The following is a 23,119-nucleotide window of genomic DNA, read 5'->3' as shown; positions in this document are numbered from 1 at the left end:
GCCGCGGGGGCCGACCGGCGGCTGGCCTTCCAGTCCGCCTACCCCGTGGGCGGCGGGACCGCGTCGACGGCGTAGCGGACGCCGCCGACCGCCTCGGCGCGGTCGAGCAGGAGCCGGTTGGCGGCGAGCATCTCCGCGACGGACGCGCACCCCGGTGAGGCGGTGCGCAGCACGCCGAACAGGACCGGGTCGTCCGGCGCCCTCAGCATCGGGACACGGCCGACCCGCAGCGCCTTGACCACGATGACGCCGCCGAGGCCGAGATCCGCCGCGGTCATGCCGGCGACCGTCGACCCGATCAGCGCGGCGGCCGCGGGGCCGGGAAGCAGGACGATGCCCCACGGGTGCGGGCGCGCCCACTCGCCGAGGGCGATCAGCTCCTCCACGTCGGGTCGCATCCGGTCGGCGAAGTCGGCGTAGGAGAGCTCCTCGGCCTCCGCGGTGCCCGGAGGAGGCTCGCCCTGGCCGTACAGCACGGCCTTGGCCTCGTACGCCCAGCCGTCTTCCGAGGGCTTGACCTGGCCCGAGATGTGGTCGGCCGGCGTCTCGCGCTGGACGCGCAGGAGGTCCGCCGCGTCCCGGCACGGGATCGTGCAGCTCAGCACCCGCCCGGGCGCCGGGACGAGCCGCAGCGTCGCCGCGGTGATGACGCCGTGCCGGCCGAGCCCGCCGCGGACCGCGTCGAAGACGTCGGGGCGGACGTCGGGGGAGCAGGTGACGAGCTCCCCGTCCGTGACGACCTCCAGCGCGAGGAGGTTCTCGGCCTGCGTCCCGTACCGGTGGGACGCCCCGCCGAGGCCCCCGGCGGAGATCGTTCCGCCGACCGTGACGTCGAGATGGTCGGTCAGCACGGGCGGCGTGAGCCCGAGCGGCAGCGTCGCGGCGAGGACCGCGCGCCAAGTCGTCCCCGCGCCGACGACCGCGCGATCGGGGCCGACCTCGTGCACGCCCGCGAGCGCGCCGAGATCGAGCGAGACGCCTGCGGTCAGGGACTGCCCGTAGGTGGAGTGCCCGAGGCCGCGCGGTACCGTCTCCAGGCCGTGCGCGGCGGCCTCGCGGACCGCCTCCGCGGCCTCCCGCGCCGACGCCGGCCGTACGACCCGCGCGGGCGAGCGCTCGACGATCCCCCCGAAGTCACGCAATGCGATGCCCCCTCGCTGGTGGTCACCGCCTCCGGTGACGTCAGCCCCGTCGCGGCCGCCCACGCGGTGATTCTAGATTTTCCCGCAGGCGGGGAGAGGGCTCGGCCCCCGGGGCCCGCGGCATCGCCGCCGGGTTACGGGGATGTGATCTGGATAACATTTTCCTGTGGCCGATCAGGGCGTGTGACCCACGGATCAACAGGGGTCACCTGCCGGGAAAGGAATATGGCCCGATCCAATCCCCCCTCCGGGGCGCCCCGACCGTCTGACATCCCCCTTTGCGGGCGTCGGGCCCTTTGCGTCGAAATGACAAGATGTTCCCGTTGACCGTATGTGGGCATGAGTGAGCGCTGAGAGTTTCCTGGAGAGGCGGGTCGCAGAGTGTCGCGCGGTAGTGAGTTCGTGGTGGTGGCCAACCGGTTGCCGGTGGACCGGAATGTCGGAGCCGACGGCGTTCCGCGCTGGCGGCGCAGTCCGGGCGGACTGGTGAGCGCGATCGCCCCGGTGATGAGGCGCAGGAAGGGCACGTGGATCGGCTGGACGGGCGCGCCGGACGAGCAGCTGGAGCCGTTCGAGGAGGACGGCATGTCGCTGCACCCCATCGCCCAGTCCGCGCGGGAGGTGGAGCTCTACTACGAGGGCTTCTCGAACGCCACGCTGTGGCCGCTCTATCACGACGTCGTCGCGACCCCCGTCTACGACCGGGCGATGTGGGACGCCTACGTCCGCGTCAACCGGCGCTTCGCCGAGGCGGCGGCGAAGGTCGCCTCGAAGAACGCCATCGTCTGGGTGCAGGACTACCAGCTCCAGCTCGTGCCGCAGATGCTCCGCGAACTGCGTCCCGACCTGCGGATCGGCTTCTTCCTGCACATCCCGTTCCCGCCCGTGGAGCTGTTCTGGCAGCTGCCGTGGCGGCGCCGGATCCTGGAGGGGCTGCTCGGCGCCGACCTGGTCGGCTTCCAGCTCCCCGGGGCGGCGGCGAACTTCGTGCGGCTCTGCCGGCGACTCCTGGACGCCCGCTTCGCCAAGCAGGACGTCTTCTGGGACGACCGCGTCGTGCGCGCCCGCGCGTTCCCCATCTCGGTGGACGTCGGAGAGCTGAACGACCTGGTCGGGCGCGAGGACGTCCTGGAGCGGGCGCAGGAGATCCGCACCGACCTCGGTGACGCCACCGTGCTGCTGGGCGTCGACCGCCTCGACTACACCAAGGGCATCACGCAGCGTCTCCAGGCCTTCGGAGAGCTGGTCGAGGAGGGCCACATCAAGCCGGGGCAGGCGGTGTTCGTGCAGATCGCGACGCCGAGCCGGGAGCGCGTCGAGCAGTACCAGCTGCTCCGGGAGGAGATCGAGCAGCTGGTCGGGCGGATCAACGGGGAACACGGCGAGATCGGGTTTCCGGTCATCCACTACCTGCACAGCTCCTATGACCGCGCCGAGCTGGCCGCGCTGTACCTCGCGGCGGACGTGATGGTGGTGACCCCGCTGCGCGACGGCATGAACCTGGTCGCCAAGGAGTACGTGGCCTGCCGCAAGGACCTGCGGGGCGCCCTCGTGCTCAGCGAGTTCACCGGGGCCGCCGCCGAGCTGAAGCGCGGCGCCTTCCAGGTCAACCCCTACGACATCGACGGCCTCAAGGGGACGCTGATGGCGGCGCTGAACGCCGAGCCCGCCGAGCAGGCGCGGCGCATGCGCGTCATGCGCCGCCGCGTCATCGAGCACGACGTGGACCGGTGGGCCCAGGAGTTCCTCAGCGAGCTGGAGAATCCGGCGCGCCCGGCCCCCGTGCTGCAGGCTCCTAGCGGACTGGAGAGCTGAACCGCAGGTCGAAGGCGGCCCAGACCGCCTTTCCTCCGGTCGCCAGGCGCGCCCAGCCCCAGGAGTCGCTGACCGCGCCGACGACGACGAGGCCCCGGCCGCCCTCGGCGCAGCGGTCGGGTTCGGTCGGCACCGGCTCGGGCGCGCGTGCGCCCGGGTCGGTCACCGACACCACGAGCCGCCTCGGGTGACCGATCAGGACGAGCTGGATGGGGCACAGCGGAAGCGGCTGGGAGAGGCCCTCCAGGCCGTGCCGCAGCGCGTTGGTCACCAGCTCCGACACGGCGACGACCACGTCTCCGGCGTCGCCGGCCAGACCCCACGCGTCCAGCGTGACCTGGGTGAACTCGCGTGCGGACCGAGGTGCGGTGATCTCGGCCGGGAGCACCCGGCGGGCCGTGCGCGGCGTGCCCGCGTGCGGGGCCGGCCAGAGTCCGGCGAGGCCTGGGGTCGAGGCGGGGCCGCGTGCGGCCTCCCCGGGGGCGTTCGGGCCGAGCGTCATCGGCGGGGCATCCGGCCAGGGCGTGCGGACGGCCGAGAAGTGCCGTGGCCGCCCGCCCCCCATGGCGGCGTGGGCTGCGACGTCGTCTGCCTGGTCAACGGTCATGGTCAAACCTCAGAGGCGTGCGGGTTGGTCACCGGCGAGCGTTCGCTATCTTGCTCCCCAAGCCGTGCAGATGCAAGACCGTCTGCATGAACCAATGCAAGAACGAATGCACGTGCATCTCGTACCATGGTGTGGGGTGGGGCGAGATCGCGGTCTCCCGGGACAGGGAGGCCGAGACGCCTAGAGGGGGCGATGATGGACGGCCACCAGATGTCGGACGTCCGGTGCGGCGGGCTCGTCTGGCAGAAGAGCCGGCGGAGCAACCCGTCCGGCAACTGCGTCGAGATGGCGGAACTTCCCACCGGGGAGATCGCCGTGCGCAACTCCAGGGACCCCGAGGGAGCGATCCTCGTCTACACGCGCGAGGAGGTGGAGGCGTTCGTCGGGGGAGCCAAGGACGGTGACTTCGACCACATGCTCGTCTGACCCCGCAGCAAAACCGAATGGGATTCCATTCGCCGCCCCGGCCGGGTAGGTTGCGGCCATGCACCTGGGGCAGATCGCCGCTCGGACGCCTGACAAGCCCGCCGTGGTCATGGCAGGCTCCGGGCGGGTCGTCACCTTCCGCGAACTGAACGAGGAGTCCAACCGGCTCGCGCAGCTGCTCCGCGCGGAGGGGCTGCGCCCCGGGGACCACATCGCGTTCATGATGGAGAACCATCCGCTGTACCTGGCCGTCGCCTGGGCCGCGCAGCGGTCCGGGCTCTACTACACCGCCATCAGCTCGCGCCTCCAGCCCGACGAGGTCGCCTACATCGCGGGCAACTGCGAGGCGAAGGTCTTCATCACCAGCGCCTCCATGGAGGCCGCCGCGCAGTCGCCGCCGGACGTGCCGCTGCGCCTGATGCTCGGCGGCACGGCCCCCGGCTACGCCTCCTACGAGGAGCGCGTCGCCCAGCACCCGCCCACGCCGATCGAGGACGAGTGCGAGGGCGCGGACATGCTCTACTCGTCCGGCACGACCGGCCGCCCCAAGGGCGTGAAACCGGCCCTGTCCAAGGCCCCGATGGGCGAGGGCGGGACGCTGTACCAGCTGCTGGCGTTCCTCTTCCAGCCCGACGCCGACTCGGTCTACCTCTCCCCGGCGCCGCTCTACCACGCCGCGCCGCTGCGGTACTCGCTCAACTTCCACCGGTTCGGCGCCACCGTCGTCGTGATGGAGAAGTTCGACGCCGAGCAGGCCCTCGCCGCGGTCGAGAAGTACGGCGTCACGCACAGCCAGTGGGTTCCGACCATGTTCATCCGGATGCTCAAGCTCCCGGAGGAGACCCGCGCCCGCTACGACGTCTCGTCGCTGCGCTGCGCCGTCCACGCCGCCGCGCCCTGCCCCGTCCCGGTCAAGGAGCAGATGATCGCCTGGTGGGGGCCGATCCTGCACGAGTACTACGCCGGCACCGAGGGCAACTGCTTCGTCTACACGAACTCGGAGGACTGGCTGGCCCACAGGGGCACCGTCGGCCGTCCCATCCTCGGCGAGGTCCACGTCTGCGACGAGGAGGGCCGGGAACTGCCGCCGGGCGAGCCCGGCACGCTCTACTTCGGCAACGGCCCCGCGTTCGAGTACCACGCCGACGAGGCCAGGACCGCGGCGTCGCGCGACCCCTGGGGCCACGGCTGGACCACCCTCGGCGACGTCGGGCACGTGGACGAGGACGGCTTCCTCTACCTCACCGACCGCCGCGCCTACATGATCATCAGTGGCGGGGTGAACATCTACCCGCAGGAGGCCGAGAACGTCCTCGCGGTGCATCCGAAGGTCGCCGACGTCGCGGTGTTCGGCGTCCCGGACGCCGAGATGGGGGGGGCGGTCAAGGCCGTCGTGCAGCCGCTGTCCATGGACGACGCGGGCCCCGCGCTGGAGGCCGAGCTGATCGCGTACTGCCGCGACCGGCTCGCCCACTACAAGTGCCCGCGCTCGGTCGACTTCCGCGCCGAGCTGCCCCGGCACCCCACCGGCAAGCTCTACAAGCGGCTGCTGAAGGACGAGTACTGGGCGGGCGTGCGCCCTGCCACGGCCTGAGGCGGCCCTGAAAGGCCAAACCCCGGCCGGGGCCCCTGAGGGGTCGGCCGGGGTTTGGAACGCGCCAGGGACGTTCTAGTGCATCGGCATCGGCGCGTCGGCCACGGGGGTGTCCGGCTTCTTGCGCGGCAGCAGCAGCGCCGGCAGGAACGCCAGCAGCAGCAGCCCGGCCGAGTACCAGTAGGTGTGCTGGAACGCGCTCGCCATCGGCCCGGCGATCTTCTGCATGATCGCCGGCGGCACCTTCTCGGCGCTGCCGATCTCGCCGCCGGCCCCGCCGCCGAGCTCCGAGACCAGCCGGTTGGCCAGCAGGACGGAGATCAGCGCGGTGCCGATGGACGCGGACACCTGCTGGATGATGTTCAGCATCGTGCTCGCCCGCGGCACCTCGTCGTGGACGAGCGTCTGGATGGCCGCCGCCATGGTCGGCATCATCGTCATGCCCATGCCGAGGCCCATCACGAACAGGGTGCCGCCGAGGGCCCAGTAGGAGGTGTCGGCCTCCAGGATCGAGGCGAAGCCCGACACCGACAGCACCACGACGACCATGCCGACCAGCACGACCCGGCCGGGGCCGATCCGGTCGGTCAGCTTGCCGCCGATCGGCATCGTGATCATCGCGCCGAGGCCCTGCGGGGCCAGCAGCAGGCCGGACTGGAGGGCGCCCTCGCCGCGCACGGTCTGATAGTACAGCGGCAGCAGCAGCATCGCGCCCATGAACGCGGCCATGAACAGCACCATCGTGCCGGACGCGGCCGCCACCGAGCGCCGCTTGAGCAGCCGCAGGTCGATCAGCGGGTTCTTGGCCTTCAGCGCCCGGACCACGAAGCCGAGCATCAGCACGGCGCCGACGGCCCAGAAGGCCAGCGACCCGGTCTTCAGGAAGTCCTTCATCTCGGCGCCCTTGGCCACACCGTAGATCAGCGAGGCCAGGCCGGGGGAGAGCAGGAGCAGCCCGATGAAGTCGAGGCGCTCGGCCGGCTTCGGCTCGTCCTTCTTGAGGATCCGCGCGGCCAGCGTCAGCGCGACGATGCCGATCGGCAGGTTGATGAAGAAGATCCACCGCCACGACACGTCGTCGACGAGGTAGCCGCCGATGATGGGGCCGAGGATCGGGCCGAGCAGCATCGGCACGCCGACGATGCTCATCACCTGGCCGACCCGCTGCGGCCCCGCCGCCTGGGTCAGGATCGTCATGCCGGCCGGCATGATCATGCCGCCGCCCAGGCCCTGCAGCACCCGGAAGGCGATCAGCGACTCGGCGGACCATGCCATGCCCGCCAGCATCGAACCGGCGACGAACAGCCCGATGGAGATCATGTAGAGGCGCTTGGTGCCGAACCGGGCCGAGGCCCATCCCGTGATCGGGATCACGGTGGCCAGCGCCAGGGTGTAGCCGGTCGCGACCCACTGGATCGTCGCCAGCGAGGTCTCGAACTCCTTCGCCAGGTCGTTGATCGCGACATTGACGACCGTCACGTCCAGGATGGACATGATCGCCCCGAGGACGACCACCATGGCCGTGGCGAGCACACCGCGGTCCAGGCCTCCTCCGGTGCCGGAATCCTCCAGCGGGCCGTCCGCCACCTTGGGAGATGCGGGAGCGGTCAACTCTCTTCCAATCGTCAGGCCCGCATGTGGGCACGCGGGGGCCGTGGTCACGTTGCTCAGGGGGTTGTCAGGGCTCGCTCAGGGGCTCGCCTGGGTACTGCGGCAAATTACTGCAGTGACTGACACTTTCGCGAACGATTAAACTTCGAGCGCTTCGGGAGTATTCCAGCGGGGTCCGACAGATCTGCCCTGCTCCGCGCCGTTCGGCCTTCCGCGGCCATCGCCCCCGAGGCCGACCAAGTGTGACAGACGCGACATCCGAGCGCTCCCTCGGCCGCAGGTCCCCGACCGGAGTCCCCGGGCCCGGCGTCTCGCCGCTACTTCGGGGGCAGGGACAGGGCGTAGGCGAGTCCTCGATCCACCCACGCGGCCACATCGGACGGCGCGGCGCAGGCTTCGGGCGAAACCGTGATCCATCCTCGCATCGGGTGGCCGCGCATGACCGTAGTGGCGGCGCCCGGCTCGGCGAGCAGGTCGTCGTGGTCGTCCGGGGAGACCCGGACCATCAGTCCGCCCTTGCTCCTCACGACCACGGCCATGTTGCCGTTCACCATCCAGGCGAGGCCGCCGAACATCCGCTTCGGGGTCGCGTCACGCCTCGCTCCGAGCAGATCCTCCACGCGGTCGGCCAGTTCCTCGTCGTAGCTCACCCGGCCATCTTCTCCCGTGCGCCCGACATTCATCATTCGCGCCCTCGCCCGCGACGGCCGGCCGCCGTCAGCCGTGGCGCCGGCGGCCCTCCTTCGTGCGAAGGCCGTAGCCGAAGGCGCGGTCGAGGGCGATGTGAGCCATCCAGCCGCACAGGGCGGCGAAGATGGGCGCCCAGGTTATGGGGGCGACCGTGTAGAGCACCATCAGCGCGAACGGCACCAGGGCGCGGTGCGCGGCGTTGTAGTACGGCACGGCGCGCGGCTGGAGCCGCCCGTGCTCGACGGCGCCGGATCCTCGCAGCCCGACGAGGAAGGTCAGGTCGGGGGCGATGAAGAAGGTGAGCGCGGCGAGCGCCGCGAGCCACCCGTGGTTGACGCCTTCGAGGACGGCGAAGGCCGTCCAGAAGAGCGCGCCGCGGACCATGCGGCGCGGCGGAGGGTGCGGATGCCGGGGATCTCGCTCCGGGTGACGGCTGCGCTCACGATGACGGCCCTTCGAAAGGTCGGCTAATGATGTTAGCCAAATTAAAGCTAAGAGTATTAGCTGTCAAGCTATCAGTCGTTTAGTGCGTGCGAGACGGCGTGCCGGGCTCGTGCGGGAGCCGGGGATAAGGGCCGCGCCCGGGACCCGCGCGCCGCTAGCATGATCGGATGTCGCAGACGGTGGGGATCGCGGAGTTCGTCCGGCAGCCGAGTGACCTGGGCGAATGCCGGGGCGGAACGGACCTGATCGGCCGGGACGAGGTCCAGGCCTTCCTGGGGTCCATCACCGATGTCGATGCCGCGATGGCGGAGCTGGCCGCCTCGCTCGGGTCCGGTGACGTCTTCCGCGCCGGGATGATGGCCTTCGTGTGCGGGGTGCTCGTCGAGCGCGGCGGCTCGGTGACGGTCCCGGTCGACGCGGTCATGCAGGTGACGGAGCGTTACCTGCACCTGGCGAAGCAGTTCACGGCGCGGGGCGGGGCGGGTGCCCAGGACGAGCTGTTCCAGGCGTCCCCCGACCTCGTCCGCGCCCACCACGTCCTGCCCTTCGTCCTCCTCGCCGCCATGACGATGCTCAGCCGCGACGAGGGCGCGCGGCGGCGCCTGCGGACCCGGCCCCACGTCGCGCCGCTGGTGGACGAACTGGAAGACCACTACGAGACCCTCTACTACGTCCGCGAGGTGCTCGCCCTTCTGGACGGCCGGGAGATCCTGCTGCTCGACCCGCGCGGCCGGCGCGGCTTCGTCCTCAGGCTGACCGGCGTCCAGGACCGGATGTACCACTTCTTCGCTCTGGCCCAGGACGCCCTCGAACGCCACGCGGGCCCCGGCTATCTCGGAGCCGAGCCGACCGACCCCGCGACGGTGCGGTACGCGCGGAACCGGGGCCTGACCCCGCAGGAGCACCAGCAGGCGCAGGAGCTGATCGACCACCAGCGGATCGGATTCCACTACCCGGGCGCCGATGCGAGGCCGGCGCTGTTCTTCCCCGGTTCCGCGCCCTTCGAGGCGGTCCCCGTGGTCGACGGCCTTCCCACCCTGTTCCTGGACGAGAAGTCGATCAACGCCCAGTGGTCTCCCACGAACATGTATCCGGTCCTGCACGAGGCGCTGGAATCACGGGTCAGCCTTCGCGAACTGCCCCGTGAGGACGTGGAGGCCAGGCTCGCGGTCTTCGCGGGCTAGGAGCCAAAACCGGTCGTCGCAGGCGCTCCCGCTGGTCGGCGCGGTCCACGCCGTCGGCAGGCCGCTGCGGCTCGACCTCTGGGGCCACCCGTACGGCCCGTCCCGGACGGTCGCCGCGGACTGACCCGGGGTCAGGGTTTGCGGGCCAGGCCTCCGTACATCGACACCTGGGAGTCGTCGATCGCGCGGGCCTTGTCGTCCGGGCGCCAGCGGTGCACGGGGGCCACGCCCGGTTCGACGAGCTCCAGGCCGTCGAAGAAGCTCGTCACCTGGGCCTTCGTGCGGGCCTTCGACTTGATCCCGCGCGCGTTGTACTTCTTCACGGCGTCCCCGACCTCGTCGGGAGCGCTGTCGATGGTGATGGTGGAGAGGGCGAGCCAGCTGCCCGGCGGGAGAGGCTCCATCAGCCGCCGGACGACGTCGTGCGCGAGTTCGTCGTCGTGGACGAAGTGCAGGACGGCGATCAGGCACAGCGCCACCGGCTCGCCGAAGTCCAGCGTGGCCCGGACCTCGGGCGACGACAGGATGGCCTCCGGCTCGGCCAGGTCCGCGTGGATGTAGCGGGAGCGGCCCTGCGGGGTGCCGGTCAGCAGCGCGCGGGCGTGCGCCAGCACGATCGGATCGTTGTCGACGTACACGACACGGCTGGACGGGGCGACCTCCTGGACGACCTCGTGGAGGTTCGGGGAGGTCGGCAGCCCGGTCCCGACGTCGAGGAACTGCCGGACGCCGCACCCGGCCGCGAGGTGGCGGGCGACCCGGACCATGAAGTCGCGGTTGGCCCGCACGGAGGTGCGCATGTACGGGGCGACCCTGACGACCTCCTCGGCGGCGGCCCGGTCGGCGGCGTAGTTGTCCTTGCCGCCGAGCAGGTAGTCGTAGACCCGGGCGGAGTGGGCGACATCCGTCTTCAGGTCGGCGGACGTCGGTTCACGGGCGGTCTTGTCCGGCACGATGGGCCCCCGTCGCTCGGTGTGCTGGCACCCGGCGATATTAGTAAGTCTTGTTATCTAATGGGACGCCTTCGGCGCAACCCGGCCGGGTTCGCGGAGGCGGGCGTAGATGTCGCCCGACCGTCCGCGCGGGCGGATCCTGTCCAGCCGCCGCCGCAGCTCGGCCGCGTCGAGCCAGCGGGGACTGGCCAGCCGCATCGTCTCGATGGGGGAGTAGTTGTAGACGTAGTCGCCGAGCCGGTCGACGAGCTCCAGCGCCTCCAGCGAGGCGTCGTGCGCCGACGGCACGTACTCGAACGACAGGGCGGGCAGCGGCCGGGACAGCCCCGCCAGCACGTCCGCCTCGAAGCCCTCGACGTCGATCTTGCAGAAGGCCGGCACGCCGTGCAGGGCGATGAGCTCGTCCAGCGTGGTCACGTCGACGCCGATCGAGCGGTCCCAGCGGACGCGGGCGAAGCCGCGGTCCGTCGTCACCGCCCTGATCCAGCCGGGCGACATCGAGGACACCGTCGGCGTCGCGGTGGACAGGGCCAGGTGCGCCCGTCCTGGCGCGGCGCCCGCGGCGCCGGAAACGAGCGTGACGCCGCGGTCGCGGCCGAAGAACAGGCGCAGGACGCGCAGGCAGTCGGGCTGCGGCTCCACCGCGACGACGCGCGCTCCCAGCCCCCGCCACACGCGCACCCGGCCGCCCACGTGCGCTCCGATGTCGAACGCGAGGTCGCCGGGCCCGAGGAACTGCCCGTAGAGGCGCGACGCGCGCCGGTGCCTGCCCGGAATTCCGTGGTACATGACCAGTGAGCGAGCGATCCCGTAGGCGCGCAGCAGCATCCGCCGACCTTACCGCGCCGGGCCTCGCAACCGGTGGTGACTTCGCGGTGGCGGGCCCGGCGGGGGTCAGGACGGCGGGAGGCCGAGGGCGCGGGCGATCAGCATGCGCTGCACCTCCGAGGTGCCCTCGCCCACCTCCAGGATCTTCGCGTCGCGGTAGAAGCGGCCGACGGCGTACTCGTTCATGAAGCCGTATCCGCCGAAGACCTGCGTGGCGTCGCGGGCGTTGTCCATGGCGGCGTTGGAGGCGACCAGCTTGGCGATGGCGGCCTCCTTCTTGAACGGCTCCCCGGCCAGCATCTTCGCGGCCGCCGCGTAGTAGGCGAGCCGGGCCGTGTGCGCCCGGGTCTCCATGTCGGCGACCTTGAACTGGATCGCCTGGTAGCGGCCGATCTCCTTGCCGAACGCCTCCCGCTCGCGGACGTAGCGCAGGCACTCGTCCACGCAGCCCTGGGCGAGGCCGACCGACAGCGCGGCGATCGCGATGCGCCCCTCGTCGAGGATCCGCAGGAACTGGGCGTACCCCCGGCCGCGCTCGCCGACGAGGTTCTCGGCCGGGACGCGGACGTCGTCGAACGACAGCTCCCGCGTGTCGGACGCCGACCAGCCGACCTTGGAGTACTTGCGCCCGACCGTGAAGCCCGGGGTCCCGTTCGGGACGAGGATCGTGGAGATCTCGCCGTCGCCGGTGAAGGCGGTCACGGTCACGAACGCGGTGATGTCGGTGCCGGAGTTGGTGATGAACGACTTGGACCCGTTGATCACCCAGGAGTCGCCGTCGAGCCGGGCCGTGGTGCGCATGCCGCCGGGCACGTCCGACCCGCCGCCCGGCTCGGTCAGCCCGAAGGCCGCCAGGCGCTCACCCGAGGTGAGCTGCGGCAGCCACCGCTCCTTCTGCTCGGCCGACCCGAACCGGTAGATCGGCATCGCGCCCAGCGACACCCCGGCCTCCAGGGTGATCGCGACGGACGAGTCGACGCGCGCCAGCTCCTCCAGGGCGAGGCAGAGCGTGAAGTAGTCGCCGCCCATGCCGCCGTGCTCCTCCGGGAACGGCAGCCCGAACAGGCCCATCTTCCCCATCGCGGCGACGATCTCGTAGGGGAACTCGCCGCGCTCGTACAGGTCCCCGATCACCGGGGCGACGCTCTCGCGGGCGAACCGCTCGACCGTGCGCCGCAGCTCCTCCTGCTCCTCGCCGAGCGTGAAGTCGATCATTGGCTACTCCGATTCAGGTGACAGGGCTTGCACTACGCGGGACGGGCTGGGGCGGCCCAGGCGGCCCGCCATCCAGCGGCTCGTGGCCACGAGCCCGGCGAGGTCGACTCCGGTCTCGACGCCGAGGCCGTTCAGCATCCAGACGAGGTCCTCGGTGGGCAGGTTGCCGGTGGCGCTCTCGGCGTACGGGCAGCCGCCGAGGCCGCCGGCCGAGGAGTCCACGACGGCGACGCCCGCGCGGAGCGCGGCGAGGGTGTTGGCCAGCGCCTGCCCGTAGGTGTCGTGGAAGTGGACGGCGAGCCGGTCGGCGCCGATGCCGGCCGCGCCGAGCGCCTCGATGAGCGCGGTGACCTGGCCCGGCGTGCCGACGCCGATGGTGTCGCCGAGGCTGAGCTGGGAGCAGCCCATGTCCATCATGCGGGACGCGACGGACACGACCTGCTCGACGGGGACGTCGCCCTCCCACGGGTCGCCGCACACCATCGACACGTAGGCGCGCACCCAGAGGCCCTCGGCCCGCGCCCGCTCCACGACCGGTGCGAACATCGCGAGCGACTCGTCCACGGTGCGGTTGAGGTTGCGGCGGGCGAACGTCTCGGTGGCGCTGCCGAAGATCGCGATCTCGGTGACGCCGTTGGCCAGGGCCCGGTCCAGGCCCCGCTCGTTCGGCACGAGGACGGGATAGCGCAGCTCGGGGGAGCGCGGCAGGATGTCGAGCAGCTGCTCGGCGTCGGCGAGCTGCGGCACCCACTTGGGATGGACGAAGCTGGTCGTCTCGATCGTGCGCAGCCCCGCGTCGGCCAGCCGGGTCACGAACTCCGCCTTGACCTCGGCGGGGACGACCGCCTTCTCGTTCTGCAGCCCGTCCCGCGGCCCGACCTCGTAGATCGCGACCCGCTCGGGAAGGCCGGAAAGGGGTACCGGCACCGTCATGCCTCCTCGATCACGGCCAGCACCGCGTCCAGGGCGACCTGCGCGCCCGCGCGGACCGGCAGCTTCGCCACGACGCCGGCGAGCGGCGCGGTGACGGTGTGCTCCATCTTCATCGCCTCGACGACCACGAGCGGCTGCCCGGCCTCGACGCGGTCGCCCTCGGCCGCCTTGACCGCCAGCACCGTCCCGGGCATCGGGCTGCGCAGCACCCCGTCGCCCGCGGCGGCGGCGTCGGCGCCGCCCTCGGCGCGGACGTGCTCGCTCAGCGCCCACGCGTGCCCGTCGCGCCCGAGCCACAGGGTGCGCCCGTCGCGGGCGCCGGCGAACGAGGTCGTCCTTCCACCGTAGGTCAGGGTGAACGGCCTGGTCAGCGACGCGTCGACCGGCGGCTCGCCGCCGACGGCGACGCGCGCGGACGCCGCCCTGCCCTGGACGCGGACCTCCACCGGGTCGCCGCCGGACGGGGTGATGATCCACGGCGCCCAGGCGTGGGCGCCGGGGCGCCAGCCGTCCGGGACGTCCCACGGGTCGTCGCCGGACTCCAGGTCGAGCATCCGCTCCAGCGCGGCGGCGGCGAGCACCTCGGGCGGCACGGACGCGCCCGCGACCAGGTCGTCCAGGGAGCGCTCGACCAGGCCGGTGTCGAGATCGCCCGACACGACCGAGGGGTGCCGCAGCAGCGCGCGCAGGAACGCCACGTTCGTCGGGACGCCGAGCAGCGTGTAGGACGCGAGCGCGCGGTCGAGCCTGTGGAGGGCCTCGGCGCGGTCGGCGCCGTGGACGATGACCTTGGCGAGCATGGGGTCGTAGGAGCCGCCGACCTCCGTCCCCACGTCCAGCCCGGAGTCGACCCGCGCGGCCTCGGGCTCGCTGAGGGCGAGCACCCGCCCGCCGGTGGGCAGGAAGCCGCGCGCCGGGTCCTCGGCGTAGACGCGGGCCTCGATGGAGTGGCCGTCGAGGCGCACGTCGTCCTGCGCGAACGGCAGCGGCTCTCCCGCCGCCACCCGGAGCTGGAGCTCCACCAGGTCGAGGCCCGTGACGAGTTCGGTCACGGGGTGCTCGACCTGGAGCCGGGTGTTCATCTCCATGAAGAAGAACTCGTCGGGGCGGTCGGCCGAGACGATGTACTCGACGGTCCCGGCGCCTACGTACCCGACGGCCTGCGCGGCGGCGACGGCGGCGGCGCCCATCCGCTCGCGCGCGGCGGCGTCCAGCAGCGGGGACGGAGCCTCCTCGACGATCTTCTGGTGCCGGCGCTGGAGGCTGCACTCGCGCTCGCCGAGGTGGACGGCGCCGCCGCGCGAGTCGGCGAAGACCTGGATCTCGATGTGCCGCGGGTTCTCCACGAACCGCTCGGCGAGCAGCGTGTCGTCGCCGAACGAGCCGCGCGCCTCACGCCGGGCGGACGCGATCGCCTCCGGCAGGTCCGCGGCGTCCCGGACGAGCCGCATGCCCTTCCCGCCGCCGCCCGCGGACGGCTTGAGCAGCACCGGCAGCCCGACCTCCAGCGCCGCGGCCTCCAGTTCGGCGTCGGACAGGCCGGGCTCGTCCCGGCCCGGCACCACCGGGACGCCGGCGGCCGCGACCGTCCGCTTCGCGCGGATCTTGTCGCCCATCGCCTCGATCGCCCCGGCCGGCGGTCCGATGAACACCAGCCCCGCCTCGCCGCACGCCCGCGCGAACGCCGTGTTCTCGGCCAGGAACCCGTAGCCGGGGTGGACGGCGGACGCGCCCGCGGCGCGGGCGGCCTGGACGACCGCCTCGATGTCCAGGTACGACGGCACGAGCAGGGCCTCGTCGGCCTCCCGCACGTGCCGCGCCCGCGCGTCGGCCTCGGTGTGGACGGCCACGGACCGGATGCCGAGCCGCCGCAGCGTGCGGAACACGCGGACGGCGATCTCCCCGCGGTTGGCGACCAGGACGCTGTCGAACATCAACACCCTCACATCCGGAAGACGCCGTAGCCGACCGGCTCCAGCGGTGCGTTGGCCGCGACCGACAGCCCGAGCCCGAGCACGCGCCGGGTGTCGAGCGGGTCGATCACCCCGTCGTCCCACAGCCGCGCCGTCGAGTAGTACGGGTTGCCCTGCGCCTCGTACTGCTCGCGGATCGGCGCCTTGAACCCTTCCTCGTCCTCGGCGGGCCACTCCTCGCCGCGCGCCTCCATCTGGTCGCGGCGGACGGTGGCGAGGACGCTCGCCGCCTGCTCGCCGCCCATGACCGAGATGCGTGCGTTCGGCCACATCCACAGGAAGCGCGGCGAGTACGCCCGGCCGCACATCGCGTAGTTGCCGGCCCCGAACGAGCCGCCGATCACGACGGTGAACTTCGGGACGCGGGCGCACGCGACGGCGGTCACCATCTTCGCGCCGTGCTTGGCGATGCCGCTCGCCTCGTACTCGCGGCCCACCATGAACCCGGTGATGTTCTGCAGGAACACCAGCGGGACGCTGCGCCGGTCGCACAGTTCGATGAAGTGCGCGCCCTTCTGCGCCGACTCGCCGAACAGGATGCCGTTGTTGGCGACGATCCCGACCGGGTGCCCGTGGATGCGCGCGAACCCGGTGACGAGCGTCGCGCCGTACTCCTTCTTGAACTCCTGGAAGCGGCTGCCGTCGACGATGCGGGCGATGACCTCGCGCACGTCGTAGGGGGTGCGGGAGTCCGGCGGGACGATCCCGTAGAGCTCGGACGGGTCGGCGGCCGGCTCCTCGGGCGGGGCGATCTCCCACGGGCGCGGCTCGCGCGGGCCCAGCGTGGCGACGATGTCGCGCACGATCCGCAGGGCGTGCGCGTCGTCCTCGGCGAGGTGGTCGGTCACGCCGGACGTGCGCGAGTGCAGCTCGCCGCCGCCCAGCTCCTCCGCCGTCACGACCTCGCCGGTGGCGGCCTTCACCAGCGGCGGCCCGCCGAGGAAGATCGTCCCCTGGCCGCGGACGATGACGGCCTCGTCGCTCATCGCCGGGACGTAGGCGCCGCCCGCCGTGCACGAGCCCATCACCGCCGCGATCTGCGGGATGCCGCGGCCGGACATCGTGGCCTGGTTGTAGAAGATGCGGCCGAAGTGCTCGCGGTCGGGGAACACCTCGTCCTGGCGGGGCAGGAACGCGCCGCCGGAGTCGACCAGGTAGAGGCAGGGGAGGCGGTTGTGCAGCGCCACCTCCTGCGCCCGCAGGTGCTTCTTCACCGTGACCGGGTAGTACGTGCCGCCCTTGACGGTGGCGTCGTTGGCCACGACGACGCATTCGCGTCCGGAGACCCGCCCGACGCCGGTGATGATCCCCGCGCCCGGCGCCTCGTCGCCGTACATGCCGTTCGCGGCGAGCGGCGACAGCTCCAGGAAGGGCGAGCCGGGGTCCAGGAGCGTGTCGACCCGGTCGCGGGGCAGCAGCTTGCCGCGCGCCACGTGGCGCTCGCGGGCGCGCTCGGGTCCGCCGCGGCCCGCCCGGTCGACGCGGTCGCGCAGCTCCGCGACGAGCGCCTCGTTGTGCGCGGCGCTCGCCTTGAACGCCTCGCTCGCGACGTCGGCGCGCGAGCCGATCTCGGGTCCGCTCATGACCCCCCTTCCCGGTTAACGTTCATTAACAATGCTGATGTTAACGGTCGTTAACAACTCTAGTCTAGACTGGCGCGCATGACGTCCCACCCCGCCGAGGCGCCGCCGGGCGCGCCCAACCCGCGCCGGGCCGAGATCCTCGGCGCCGCCGCCGAGCTGTTCGCGCGCCGCGGCTACCACGGGGCGTCGATCGGCGACCTCGGCCGGGCCGTCGGCCTCACCGGCCCCGCCCTCTACCGGCACTTCAGCGGCAAGGAGGCCGTGCTCGCCGAGATGCTGCTCGACATCAGCGAGCGGCTGCTCGCCGAGGGCCTGCGCCGCGCCGCCGACCCCGACCCCGGGCGCGCCCTCGACGCGCTGCTGAGCTGGCACATCGCGTTCGCCCTCGACAACCCCGCGCTGATCACGGTGCACGAGCGGGAACTGGACAACGTCCCCGAGCCGCAGCGCCACCGCATCCGTCGGCTCCAGCGCGCCTACGTCGAGGAGTGGGTCGCCGTCCTGCGCCGCCTCGACCCCCGGCCCCAGGACGAGCGCGCCCGCGCCGCCGTCCACGCCTGCTTCGGCCTGCTCAACTCCACCCCGCGCAGCGCCGCGCAGGGCCTCGACCGCGAAGCGATGGCCGGGCTCCTGCACGGCATGGCCCGCGCCGCCCTCGACGGCGCCCGCTGACCGAGCACGCTCAGCACGACGCCGTGCGCCCGTCGAGCGAGCGCTCCACGGCTCTGGCGAACGTCTTGGCGTCCGTCCCCGTCCCGTCGAAGAGCTTCTGCACGCACCCGCGGAACGTGCCGGTGAACGTGCTGTAGTGCGGCGTGACAGGACGGGGCCGCGCCCGGTCCAGGGCGCTCACCACGGCCGTTCCCAGCTCGGTCAGCTGCGCCTGGTCGAGTTCGACGTCGCCGGGGTCGAGACGCTCCTGGGTGAAGGCCGAGCAGTTCTGCACCCGCACGTCGGCGGCGGCGTGCCGCCCGGGGCGCAGCCCGAGGGCGCTGTAGCGTCCCGGCGCGAAGCCGCCGCACGAGAACAGCAGTTTCTGGCTCTCCGTTCCGCTCAGGTACTCCACCAGCTTGAGGGCGGCGTCGGGATGGGGGGAGTACTTGGACACGGCGAGGTTCTGGCCTCCCAGGACGGTGCGGCCGGGCAGGGCGGTCACCCCGTACCGCAGGCGCTCTCCGTCCCGCATGCCGGGCTCCGTCGCGAGGGTGGAGAACGCGTACGGCCAGTTCCGCATCAGCGGTGTCCCGGACATGAACGCCTCCATGCTCCTCTGCTCGTCGTACGAGCGCGACGCAGCCAGCGGGCCGCGCGCACGCGCCCCGGGCCGCGGGTCGGAGGCACGGGCCGCCAACCTCTTCAACGCCGGGAACACTCTCGTCCGCAACGCCTTCCCGTCCGGGCGCCTCTCGCCGGTGAGCAGCCCGCCGCCGCCGTCGTTCCACACCGCTTCCAGCGCGTTGACCGTCAGCCCCTCGTAGTCGTCGAGCTGCATGGCGACGCCGGAGTCGAGCAGGCGCGGCCAGTCGCGCGGGGTCTGCGCGCCGTCACGCCGGTAGAGGAGCCCGACGTCGACGTTGAACGGGACGGCGTACTGCTTCCCGTGCCATTCCCCGCTCTCCAGAGCGGCCGGGAAGAAGTCGCCGCGGTTCCCGATGCCGTCGAGCGGGCGGAGGTAGCCGCCCGCGGCAAACTCCGCCGTCCAGGTGTTGTCCATGACCAGCACGTCGTAGCCGCAGCCGCGGGACTCCTGCATCGCCTTGATCTGGCTGTGCTGGGCGTCCGTGGACTCCGAGATCTCCACGAGCGTGGCGTGCGGGCCGCCGCCGGCGTTCCACTTCTGGATCAGCTGGCGGCGCTGGCTGTTCAGGCTGACGTCGGTGCCGCCGGCGACGACCAGCTCCGAGCGGTCGCAGCGCGGCGTCAGGGCCTGGTAGGAGGAGCCCGGCCAGAAGGCCAGCGCCTCGGCGCAGACCAGAACCGCCGCGGCCCCGCCCACGGCGCTCAGCCAGGCCGTCCGCCCGTGGGGCGCGAACCGTCGCCGCCGTCGCGTCATGGCCCTCCGTTCATCGCAGGTCGGAGAGGAGCTGGGCGGCCTGCTGCGGTTCCGGCGCGCCCGTCAGCGACACGCAGCCCCTGCCGCCGGACGGGCCGAACGCGTCCACGATCTCTTTGACGGGGGAGGTGCCGCAGCCCGTCGGGCCGGTGAGGACCACGGTCACCCGCACGTCCCGGTGCCGCTCGCGGAACCTCGCGGCCGCCTCGCGGGCGGACGGGCCGCGGCCGTTCGTCCCGGGGGACTGCCCGTCGGTGACGACGATCAGATTCGAGCCCGGCTCCACGTCGGCGTCGCCGATCATGTCGGTGAGCGCGACGTCGCCTCCGGCGGTCGCGACGGCCTGGAGATGGCTCGTGATGCGGTTCTTCTGGACGGGGCTCGTCCCCGCGAGCCGCACGTTCTCCAAGGTGTACGGGCTGTCGGGCGGCTTCTTCCGGGAGGCCACCTGGAGCCCCGCGCCGTCGCGGCTCTGCAGCTGGGCCACCAGGCTCTGCAGGAAGGAGACGCTGCGCGTCAGGCGGGTGTCGCGGCCCTGCGCCGGGCGGTCCATCGACCCCGACACGTCCAGCATGAGGGAGACGGAGGCCGGGGGACGGGCCGCGGCGACGCGCTGGAGGCGTTCGGCCACGTACCTCCCGCCGCGGTCGTCGCCCGCCGGGGCCGGCGGCTTCGGCTCCATCCGGCTCGGGATGACGTTCGGGCCGAGCAGGGTCCACAGGGCCGTCAGGTCCTGGCGGGCGGAGTCGCCCTCGTGCGCGGACGGCATGGCGCCCTTGTCGTCCCGGAGGCCCTGCCGGGTGAGCGGATGGCGGGCCAGCCACCGGCGGAACGCGGTGACCGCCGCGTCGCGCTCCCGCGTGTCCTGGCCGCGCCACGTCACCTGGATGAACGGGTGGTCGAGCGACGGCAGGTCCTCGGCGTAGTAGGGGTACAGCGTCCACTCGGCTCCGGCGCCCGGCGCGTCCGCGGCGCCGCACTGCTTCTTGAGGCGCCCCGCGTCGTAGTCGCTGACGACCTGCTCGGGAACGGCGAAGGCGACGCGGTCCGGCGGGTGGCCGCGCTGGCGGGCCTTGCAGAGCAGGGTCACCGCGTCCGGCGCGACCAGGTCGGTGGGCTCGACGAACTCCTCGTTCTGCTGGTCGCCGCCCGGAAGCGTGTCGTAGAGGACGGGCGTCACCGCCAGCGCGGCGGCCGACGTCTCCGGGACGGGACGGGCGATCTCGCGCAGTTCCACTCCCGCCTTGGCGAAGCGCTGGAGCAGGGCGGCGGTGGACCGCTCCGGAGGCTTGATGGCCAGATCCTCCACCTGGGCGTGGTCGCCGCCGAACAGGGCGAGCACCAGCGGCGACGACCCCAGCGAGCCGCGCGTGGTGAACACCGGATCGGCCTTGGCGGGCGGGCCCGGGCTCGGGGACCCGGCGCCCGTCGCCCTGCGGACCTGGTCGGGGCTCTTCTCCACGTAGTCGAACTCGGCCGTGGACGACGGAATCCAGACGTCGGGCTGCGGCCCGTACAGCCGCTCGTCCTGCGGCGCCGGCGCCGCCTCGCCGCCGGGAGGCTCGCTGCGCCGCCACAGCCGCCCGAACGCCTCGGAGAGTTGCACGAACTCCGGCTCCGGCGCGACGCTGACGCTGTACTCCCGGCAGCCCCGCTCCTCGCTGTCCTCCTCGAAGCCCCTCGCCGCGTCGCGCAGGGGGGCGAGCGTCTCCGGGGCGGTGACCACGCGCAGCTCCAGCGGCTGCCCGCACGGCCGCGTGTGCTCCACCAGCGAGGCGACGCCCGCCTGGGCGAGCAGGACCGCCGCCATCGCCGCCGCGCCCGCGCACGCCCACGCCACCGCCCGGGCGTTCCAGGGCACGATCCGGGAGAGCCGCTTCAGCGCGGCGCCCGCCCGCTCGGAGCGCAGCAGCCCCGCCGACACCGCCACGATCACCAGGGCGATGACGGCCAGCGGCAGGACGGTCTGCAGCCAGGCGACCGCGTCGACCAGCTTCAGCACCTGGTTGGCGATCAGCCCGGAGACGACGCCGACGATCAGCCCGGGAACCGCCGCGCGCACGAGCCGGTCGAGCGGCGCGTCAGAGTCACCGTTGCCCGACTCACTCATTCCGGCTCCGTGGCCGCGGAAAGCACGATGTGTCGTCCTTCGGTCTGACGCCCAATGGTAATTGCCGGAACGAGCAAGGTCATGGAAAAAACCTGTCCTGCATCGGACGATCTTCGGGGCCTGCGGGGCCGGCCTTGACTCTCCCGGCGCCTCCCCGTTCAGATGGTCGAACAGGATTCGGTTCAGGCCCCGCACGGAGGAGGCCCGTATGGGCGTCGAGGGTGTCGGCTTCTACGAGATCGCGCGCGACGACCCGGACCGGCCCGCCGTGCTCGCGCCCGGCGTGCCGATGTCCTACGGCGAGCTGCACGCCGAGGTGAACCGGCTCTCCCACGCACTGGCCGGGATCGGGCTGCGTCCCGGCGACACGCTGGCGACCGTCCTCGGCAACCGTCCCGAATTCCTGACCGTCCTGCTCGGCGCGGTCCAGTCGGGCCTGTACCTGGTCCCGGTGAGCCGCCACCTGACCGCGCCCGAGATCGGCTACATCCTCGCCGACAGCGGCGCCAGGGCCGTCATCACCGAGAGCGCCCTGGCAGAGGCGGTGTCCGGCGCGGCCGACGAGGCGGGCATCCCCGCCGAGGGACGGGTGAGCGTCGACGCCGGCGGCGGGTACCGGTCGATGGCCGCGCTCTGCGCGACGGGCAGCGCGGAGCCGCCCGCCGGACGGCGCATGGGCTCGGTGATGCTCTACACCTCCGGGACGACGGGGCGGCCGAAGGGCGTCCGGCGCCCGCTGCTCGACATCCCGCCCGAGGTGCTGATCGACATCATGCGGCGGACGCTGGGGCGGCACCTCGGGCTGGAGCCCGGCGACGAGGTGCACCTCGCCGTCGGACCGCTCTACCACTCCGCGCCGTGCGTCCACGCGATGATGGCGCTGAACCTCGGCCACGCCGTCGTCGTCGCGCCGCGGTTCCACCCCGAGCACACCCTGGAACTGATCCAGCGGCACGGCGTCACCAACGCGTTCATGGTGCCGACGATGTTCCACCGGATGCTGGCCCTGCCCGCCGGCGTCCGGGCCCGGTACGACGTGTCGACGCTGCGGCAGTGTACCACAGCGCCGCACCCGTCCCCGTGGAGACCAAGCAGAAGATGATGGAGTGGTGGGGGCCCGTCCTCTACGAGTACTACGGCTCCACCGAGAGCGGCCCGGTCGTCGTCGCGACCCCGCACGAGTGGCTCGCCCGTCCCGGGACCGTCGGCCGCGCGGTCGACGGCGTGCGGATCAGGATCCTCGACCCGGAGGGGGCCGAGCTGCCGCCGGGGGAGACCGGCCTCATCTACGCGGCGGGGCAGCCCGGATTCGAGTACCACGGCGACCCCGCCAAGACCGCCGCCGCCATGCGGGACGACTACTACACCCCCGGCGACCTCGGCCACCTCGACGAGGACGGCTGGCTCTTCATGAGCGACCGCCGCACCGACCTCATCATCTCCGGCGGCGTCAACGTCTATCCCGCCGAGGTCGAGTCCGTCCTGCTCCAGCACCCGGCGGTCGCCGACGTCGCCGTCATCGGCGTCCCGGACGACGACTGGGGGCAGCGCGTCGTCGCGCTCGTCGAGCCCGCGGAGGACGCCGACCCGGGGGAGGCGCTCGCCGCCGAGCTGCTCGCGCACTGCGAGCCCCGGCTGGCCCGGCTGAAGCACCCCCGGCGCCTGGAGTTCCGCGACTCGCTGCCGCGCACGCCGTCCGGCAAGCTCAGCCGCCGCCGCGTGCGGGAGGCCTACCTGCGCGAACACGCGGACTGACGCCGCCGGGGCGGCCGGTCGCGACTCGTCTCCGCGAACGTCGAACGCCTGCGGCCTCCCCTGCGTACAACGGCACATGGAAGACCAGAAGGTCGCCCCGTTCGACAACGTCGCCCCGACCCCCGCCGCCCCGACGCAGACCGACCTTCCCGTCATCACCGACCCCGCCGCCTATGCCGGAGGCGACGACCCCGCGGCCCCGC

Annotated in this window: 19 protein-coding genes and 1 pseudogene; 7 read left to right on the top strand and 13 right to left on the bottom strand. The window is 72.6% G+C overall.

Annotated elements, in window-relative coordinates; all coding sequences use genetic code 11:
• Positions 1-38 precede the first annotated feature (38 nt).
• Positions 39-1,205, bottom strand: a complete 1,167-nt coding sequence (locus AB0C69_RS15505) for an FAD-binding protein (protein ID WP_360353888.1) — start codon at positions 1,203-1,205, stop codon at positions 39-41.
• Positions 1,206-1,523: 318 nt separating this feature from the next.
• Between AB0C69_RS15505 and AB0C69_RS15500 the strand changes: the two genes are divergently transcribed.
• Positions 1,524-2,957 (top strand): trehalose-6-phosphate synthase, encoded by a 1,434-nt coding sequence (locus AB0C69_RS15500; RefSeq protein ID WP_360353886.1) that lies wholly within the window; start codon positions 1,524-1,526, stop codon positions 2,955-2,957.
• Here the strand turns inward: AB0C69_RS15500 and AB0C69_RS15495 are convergent.
• Positions 2,938-3,564 carry an ATP-binding protein gene (locus tag AB0C69_RS15495; RefSeq protein WP_360353884.1) on the bottom strand — a complete coding sequence of 209 codons (627 nt, stop codon included), beginning with the start codon at positions 3,562-3,564 and terminating at the stop codon, positions 2,938-2,940. The two genes, AB0C69_RS15500 and AB0C69_RS15495, sit on opposite strands and share 20 nt — an antisense overlap.
• Before the next feature lie 195 nt (positions 3,565-3,759).
• Here AB0C69_RS15495 and AB0C69_RS15490 point away from each other — a divergent pair, with 195 nt between their 5' ends.
• Together AB0C69_RS15490 and AB0C69_RS15485 are read left to right on the top strand one after the other, a co-directional pair.
• The gene (locus AB0C69_RS15490) at positions 3,760-3,990 is read left to right on the top strand and encodes a DUF397 domain-containing protein (RefSeq protein ID WP_345172498.1); all 231 of its coding nucleotides are present in this window, start codon (positions 3,760-3,762) and stop codon (positions 3,988-3,990) included.
• 58 nt (positions 3,991-4,048) lie between these two features.
• Positions 4,049-5,584 carry an acyl-CoA synthetase gene (locus AB0C69_RS15485; protein ID WP_360353882.1) on the top strand — a complete coding sequence of 512 codons (1,536 nt, stop codon included), beginning with the start codon at positions 4,049-4,051 and terminating at the stop codon, positions 5,582-5,584.
• Between the two features lie 75 nt (positions 5,585-5,659).
• Here the strand turns inward: AB0C69_RS15485 and AB0C69_RS15480 are convergent, their stop codons facing one another.
• The 3 genes from AB0C69_RS15480 to AB0C69_RS15470 form a co-directional block, all read right to left on the bottom strand.
• A complete protein-coding gene (locus tag AB0C69_RS15480; protein WP_345171883.1) occupies positions 5,660-7,195 on the bottom strand; it encodes a DHA2 family efflux MFS transporter permease subunit in 1,536 nt (511 codons plus the stop codon).
• 317 nt (positions 7,196-7,512) lie between these two features.
• Entirely contained in the window at positions 7,513-7,845 is a 333-nt protein-coding gene (locus tag AB0C69_RS15475) for a TfoX/Sxy family protein (protein WP_345171885.1), read from the bottom strand.
• A 67-nt stretch (positions 7,846-7,912) separates the two neighbouring features.
• Positions 7,913-8,269: a DUF4260 family protein gene (locus tag AB0C69_RS15470; protein WP_360353879.1), complete on the bottom strand. Its 357-nt coding sequence runs from the start codon at positions 8,267-8,269 to the stop codon at positions 7,913-7,915.
• Positions 8,270-8,496: 227 nt separating this feature from the next.
• Between AB0C69_RS15470 and AB0C69_RS15465 the strand changes: the two genes are divergently transcribed.
• Positions 8,497-9,513 (top strand): hypothetical protein, encoded by a 1,017-nt coding sequence (locus tag AB0C69_RS15465; protein ID WP_360353877.1) that lies wholly within the window; start codon positions 8,497-8,499, stop codon positions 9,511-9,513.
• 131 nt (positions 9,514-9,644) lie between these two features.
• Here AB0C69_RS15465 and AB0C69_RS15460 read toward each other — a convergent pair whose 3' ends face one another.
• The 6 genes from AB0C69_RS15460 to AB0C69_RS15435 form a co-directional block, all read right to left on the bottom strand.
• A complete protein-coding gene (locus AB0C69_RS15460; RefSeq protein WP_360353875.1) occupies positions 9,645-10,466 on the bottom strand; it encodes an SAM-dependent methyltransferase in 822 nt (273 codons plus the stop codon).
• A 57-nt stretch (positions 10,467-10,523) separates the two neighbouring features.
• On the bottom strand, positions 10,524-11,294 hold the full coding sequence (locus AB0C69_RS15455) for an FkbM family methyltransferase (RefSeq protein WP_360353873.1): 771 nt from the start codon (positions 11,292-11,294) through the stop codon (positions 10,524-10,526).
• A 66-nt stretch (positions 11,295-11,360) separates the two neighbouring features.
• Positions 11,361-12,509 (bottom strand): acyl-CoA dehydrogenase family protein, encoded by a 1,149-nt coding sequence (locus AB0C69_RS15450; protein ID WP_360353871.1) that lies wholly within the window; start codon positions 12,507-12,509, stop codon positions 11,361-11,363.
• Between the two features lie 3 nt (positions 12,510-12,512).
• The gene (locus tag AB0C69_RS15445; protein WP_360353869.1) at positions 12,513-13,436 is read right to left on the bottom strand and encodes a hydroxymethylglutaryl-CoA lyase; all 924 of its coding nucleotides are present in this window, start codon (positions 13,434-13,436) and stop codon (positions 12,513-12,515) included.
• Positions 13,437-13,438: 2 nt separating this feature from the next.
• Entirely contained in the window at positions 13,439-15,376 is a 1,938-nt protein-coding gene (locus AB0C69_RS15440) for a biotin carboxylase N-terminal domain-containing protein (RefSeq protein WP_360353867.1), read from the bottom strand.
• An 8-nt stretch (positions 15,377-15,384) separates the two neighbouring features.
• Positions 15,385-16,998, bottom strand: a complete 1,614-nt coding sequence (locus AB0C69_RS15435) for a carboxyl transferase domain-containing protein (RefSeq protein WP_360353865.1) — start codon at positions 16,996-16,998, stop codon at positions 15,385-15,387.
• A gap of 78 nt (positions 16,999-17,076) precedes the next feature.
• Here AB0C69_RS15435 and AB0C69_RS15430 point away from each other — a divergent pair, with 78 nt between their 5' ends.
• Positions 17,077-17,670, top strand: coding sequence for a TetR/AcrR family transcriptional regulator (locus AB0C69_RS15430; protein WP_360353863.1), 594 nt, complete (start codon positions 17,077-17,079; stop codon positions 17,668-17,670).
• 10 nt (positions 17,671-17,680) lie between these two features.
• On the opposite strand, the gene AB0C69_RS15425 is transcribed toward AB0C69_RS15430, so the two are convergent.
• Both AB0C69_RS15425 and AB0C69_RS15420 read right to left on the bottom strand, forming a co-directional pair.
• Positions 17,681-19,051: an extracellular solute-binding protein gene (locus AB0C69_RS15425; protein ID WP_360353861.1), complete on the bottom strand. Its 1,371-nt coding sequence runs from the start codon at positions 19,049-19,051 to the stop codon at positions 17,681-17,683.
• A 10-nt stretch (positions 19,052-19,061) separates the two neighbouring features.
• Positions 19,062-21,161: a hypothetical protein gene (locus AB0C69_RS15420; protein WP_360353859.1), complete on the bottom strand. Its 2,100-nt coding sequence runs from the start codon at positions 21,159-21,161 to the stop codon at positions 19,062-19,064.
• 208 nt (positions 21,162-21,369) lie between these two features.
• Here AB0C69_RS15420 and AB0C69_RS15415 point away from each other — a divergent pair.
• Both AB0C69_RS15415 and AB0C69_RS15410 read left to right on the top strand, forming a co-directional pair.
• Positions 21,370-22,403 (top strand): annotated as a pseudogene (locus tag AB0C69_RS15415) (AMP-binding protein); the annotation flags it as partial.
• Positions 22,404-22,508: 105 nt separating this feature from the next.
• Entirely contained in the window at positions 22,509-22,916 is a 408-nt protein-coding gene (locus tag AB0C69_RS15410; RefSeq protein ID WP_360353890.1) for a hypothetical protein, read from the top strand.
• Positions 22,917-23,119 lie beyond the last annotated feature (203 nt).

It is taken from the genome of Actinomadura sp. NPDC048032, from assembly GCF_040653175.1.
Lineage (GTDB): Bacteria > Actinomycetota > Actinomycetes > Streptosporangiales > Streptosporangiaceae > Spirillospora > Spirillospora verrucosospora.
Note: the sequence above shows the minus strand (reverse complement) of the source record. Positions and strands in the feature narration are given on the sequence as shown.

What these genes read in the sequence shown, in the direction of transcription:
- AB0C69_RS15495 (WP_360353884.1), bottom strand. Translation starts at nt 3,564, where the DNA reads ATGACCGTTGACCAGGCAGACGACGTCGCAGCCCACGCCGCCATGGGG.
- AB0C69_RS15490 (WP_345172498.1), top strand. Translation starts at nt 3,760, where the DNA reads ATGGACGGCCACCAGATGTCGGACGTCCGGTGCGGCGGGCTCGTCTGG.
- AB0C69_RS15485 (WP_360353882.1), top strand. Translation starts at nt 4,049, where the DNA reads ATGCACCTGGGGCAGATCGCCGCTCGGACGCCTGACAAGCCCGCCGTG.
- AB0C69_RS15470 (WP_360353879.1), bottom strand. Translation starts at nt 8,269, where the DNA reads ATGGTCCGCGGCGCGCTCTTCTGGACGGCCTTCGCCGTCCTCGAAGGC.
- AB0C69_RS15465 (WP_360353877.1), top strand. Translation starts at nt 8,497, where the DNA reads ATGTCGCAGACGGTGGGGATCGCGGAGTTCGTCCGGCAGCCGAGTGAC.
- AB0C69_RS15455 (WP_360353873.1), bottom strand. Translation starts at nt 11,294, where the DNA reads ATGCTGCTGCGCGCCTACGGGATCGCTCGCTCACTGGTCATGTACCAC.
- AB0C69_RS15450 (WP_360353871.1), bottom strand. Translation starts at nt 12,509, where the DNA reads ATGATCGACTTCACGCTCGGCGAGGAGCAGGAGGAGCTGCGGCGCACG.
- AB0C69_RS15440 (WP_360353867.1), bottom strand. Translation starts at nt 15,376, where the DNA reads ATGTTCGACAGCGTCCTGGTCGCCAACCGCGGGGAGATCGCCGTCCGC.
- AB0C69_RS15435 (WP_360353865.1), bottom strand. Translation starts at nt 16,998, where the DNA reads ATGAGCGGACCCGAGATCGGCTCGCGCGCCGACGTCGCGAGCGAGGCG.
- AB0C69_RS15430 (WP_360353863.1), top strand. Translation starts at nt 17,077, where the DNA reads ATGACGTCCCACCCCGCCGAGGCGCCGCCGGGCGCGCCCAACCCGCGC.
- AB0C69_RS15425 (WP_360353861.1), bottom strand. Translation starts at nt 19,051, where the DNA reads ATGACGCGACGGCGGCGACGGTTCGCGCCCCACGGGCGGACGGCCTGG.
- AB0C69_RS15420 (WP_360353859.1), bottom strand. Translation starts at nt 21,161, where the DNA reads ATGAGTGAGTCGGGCAACGGTGACTCTGACGCGCCGCTCGACCGGCTC.
- AB0C69_RS15410 (WP_360353890.1), top strand. Translation starts at nt 22,509, where the DNA reads ATGCGGGACGACTACTACACCCCCGGCGACCTCGGCCACCTCGACGAG.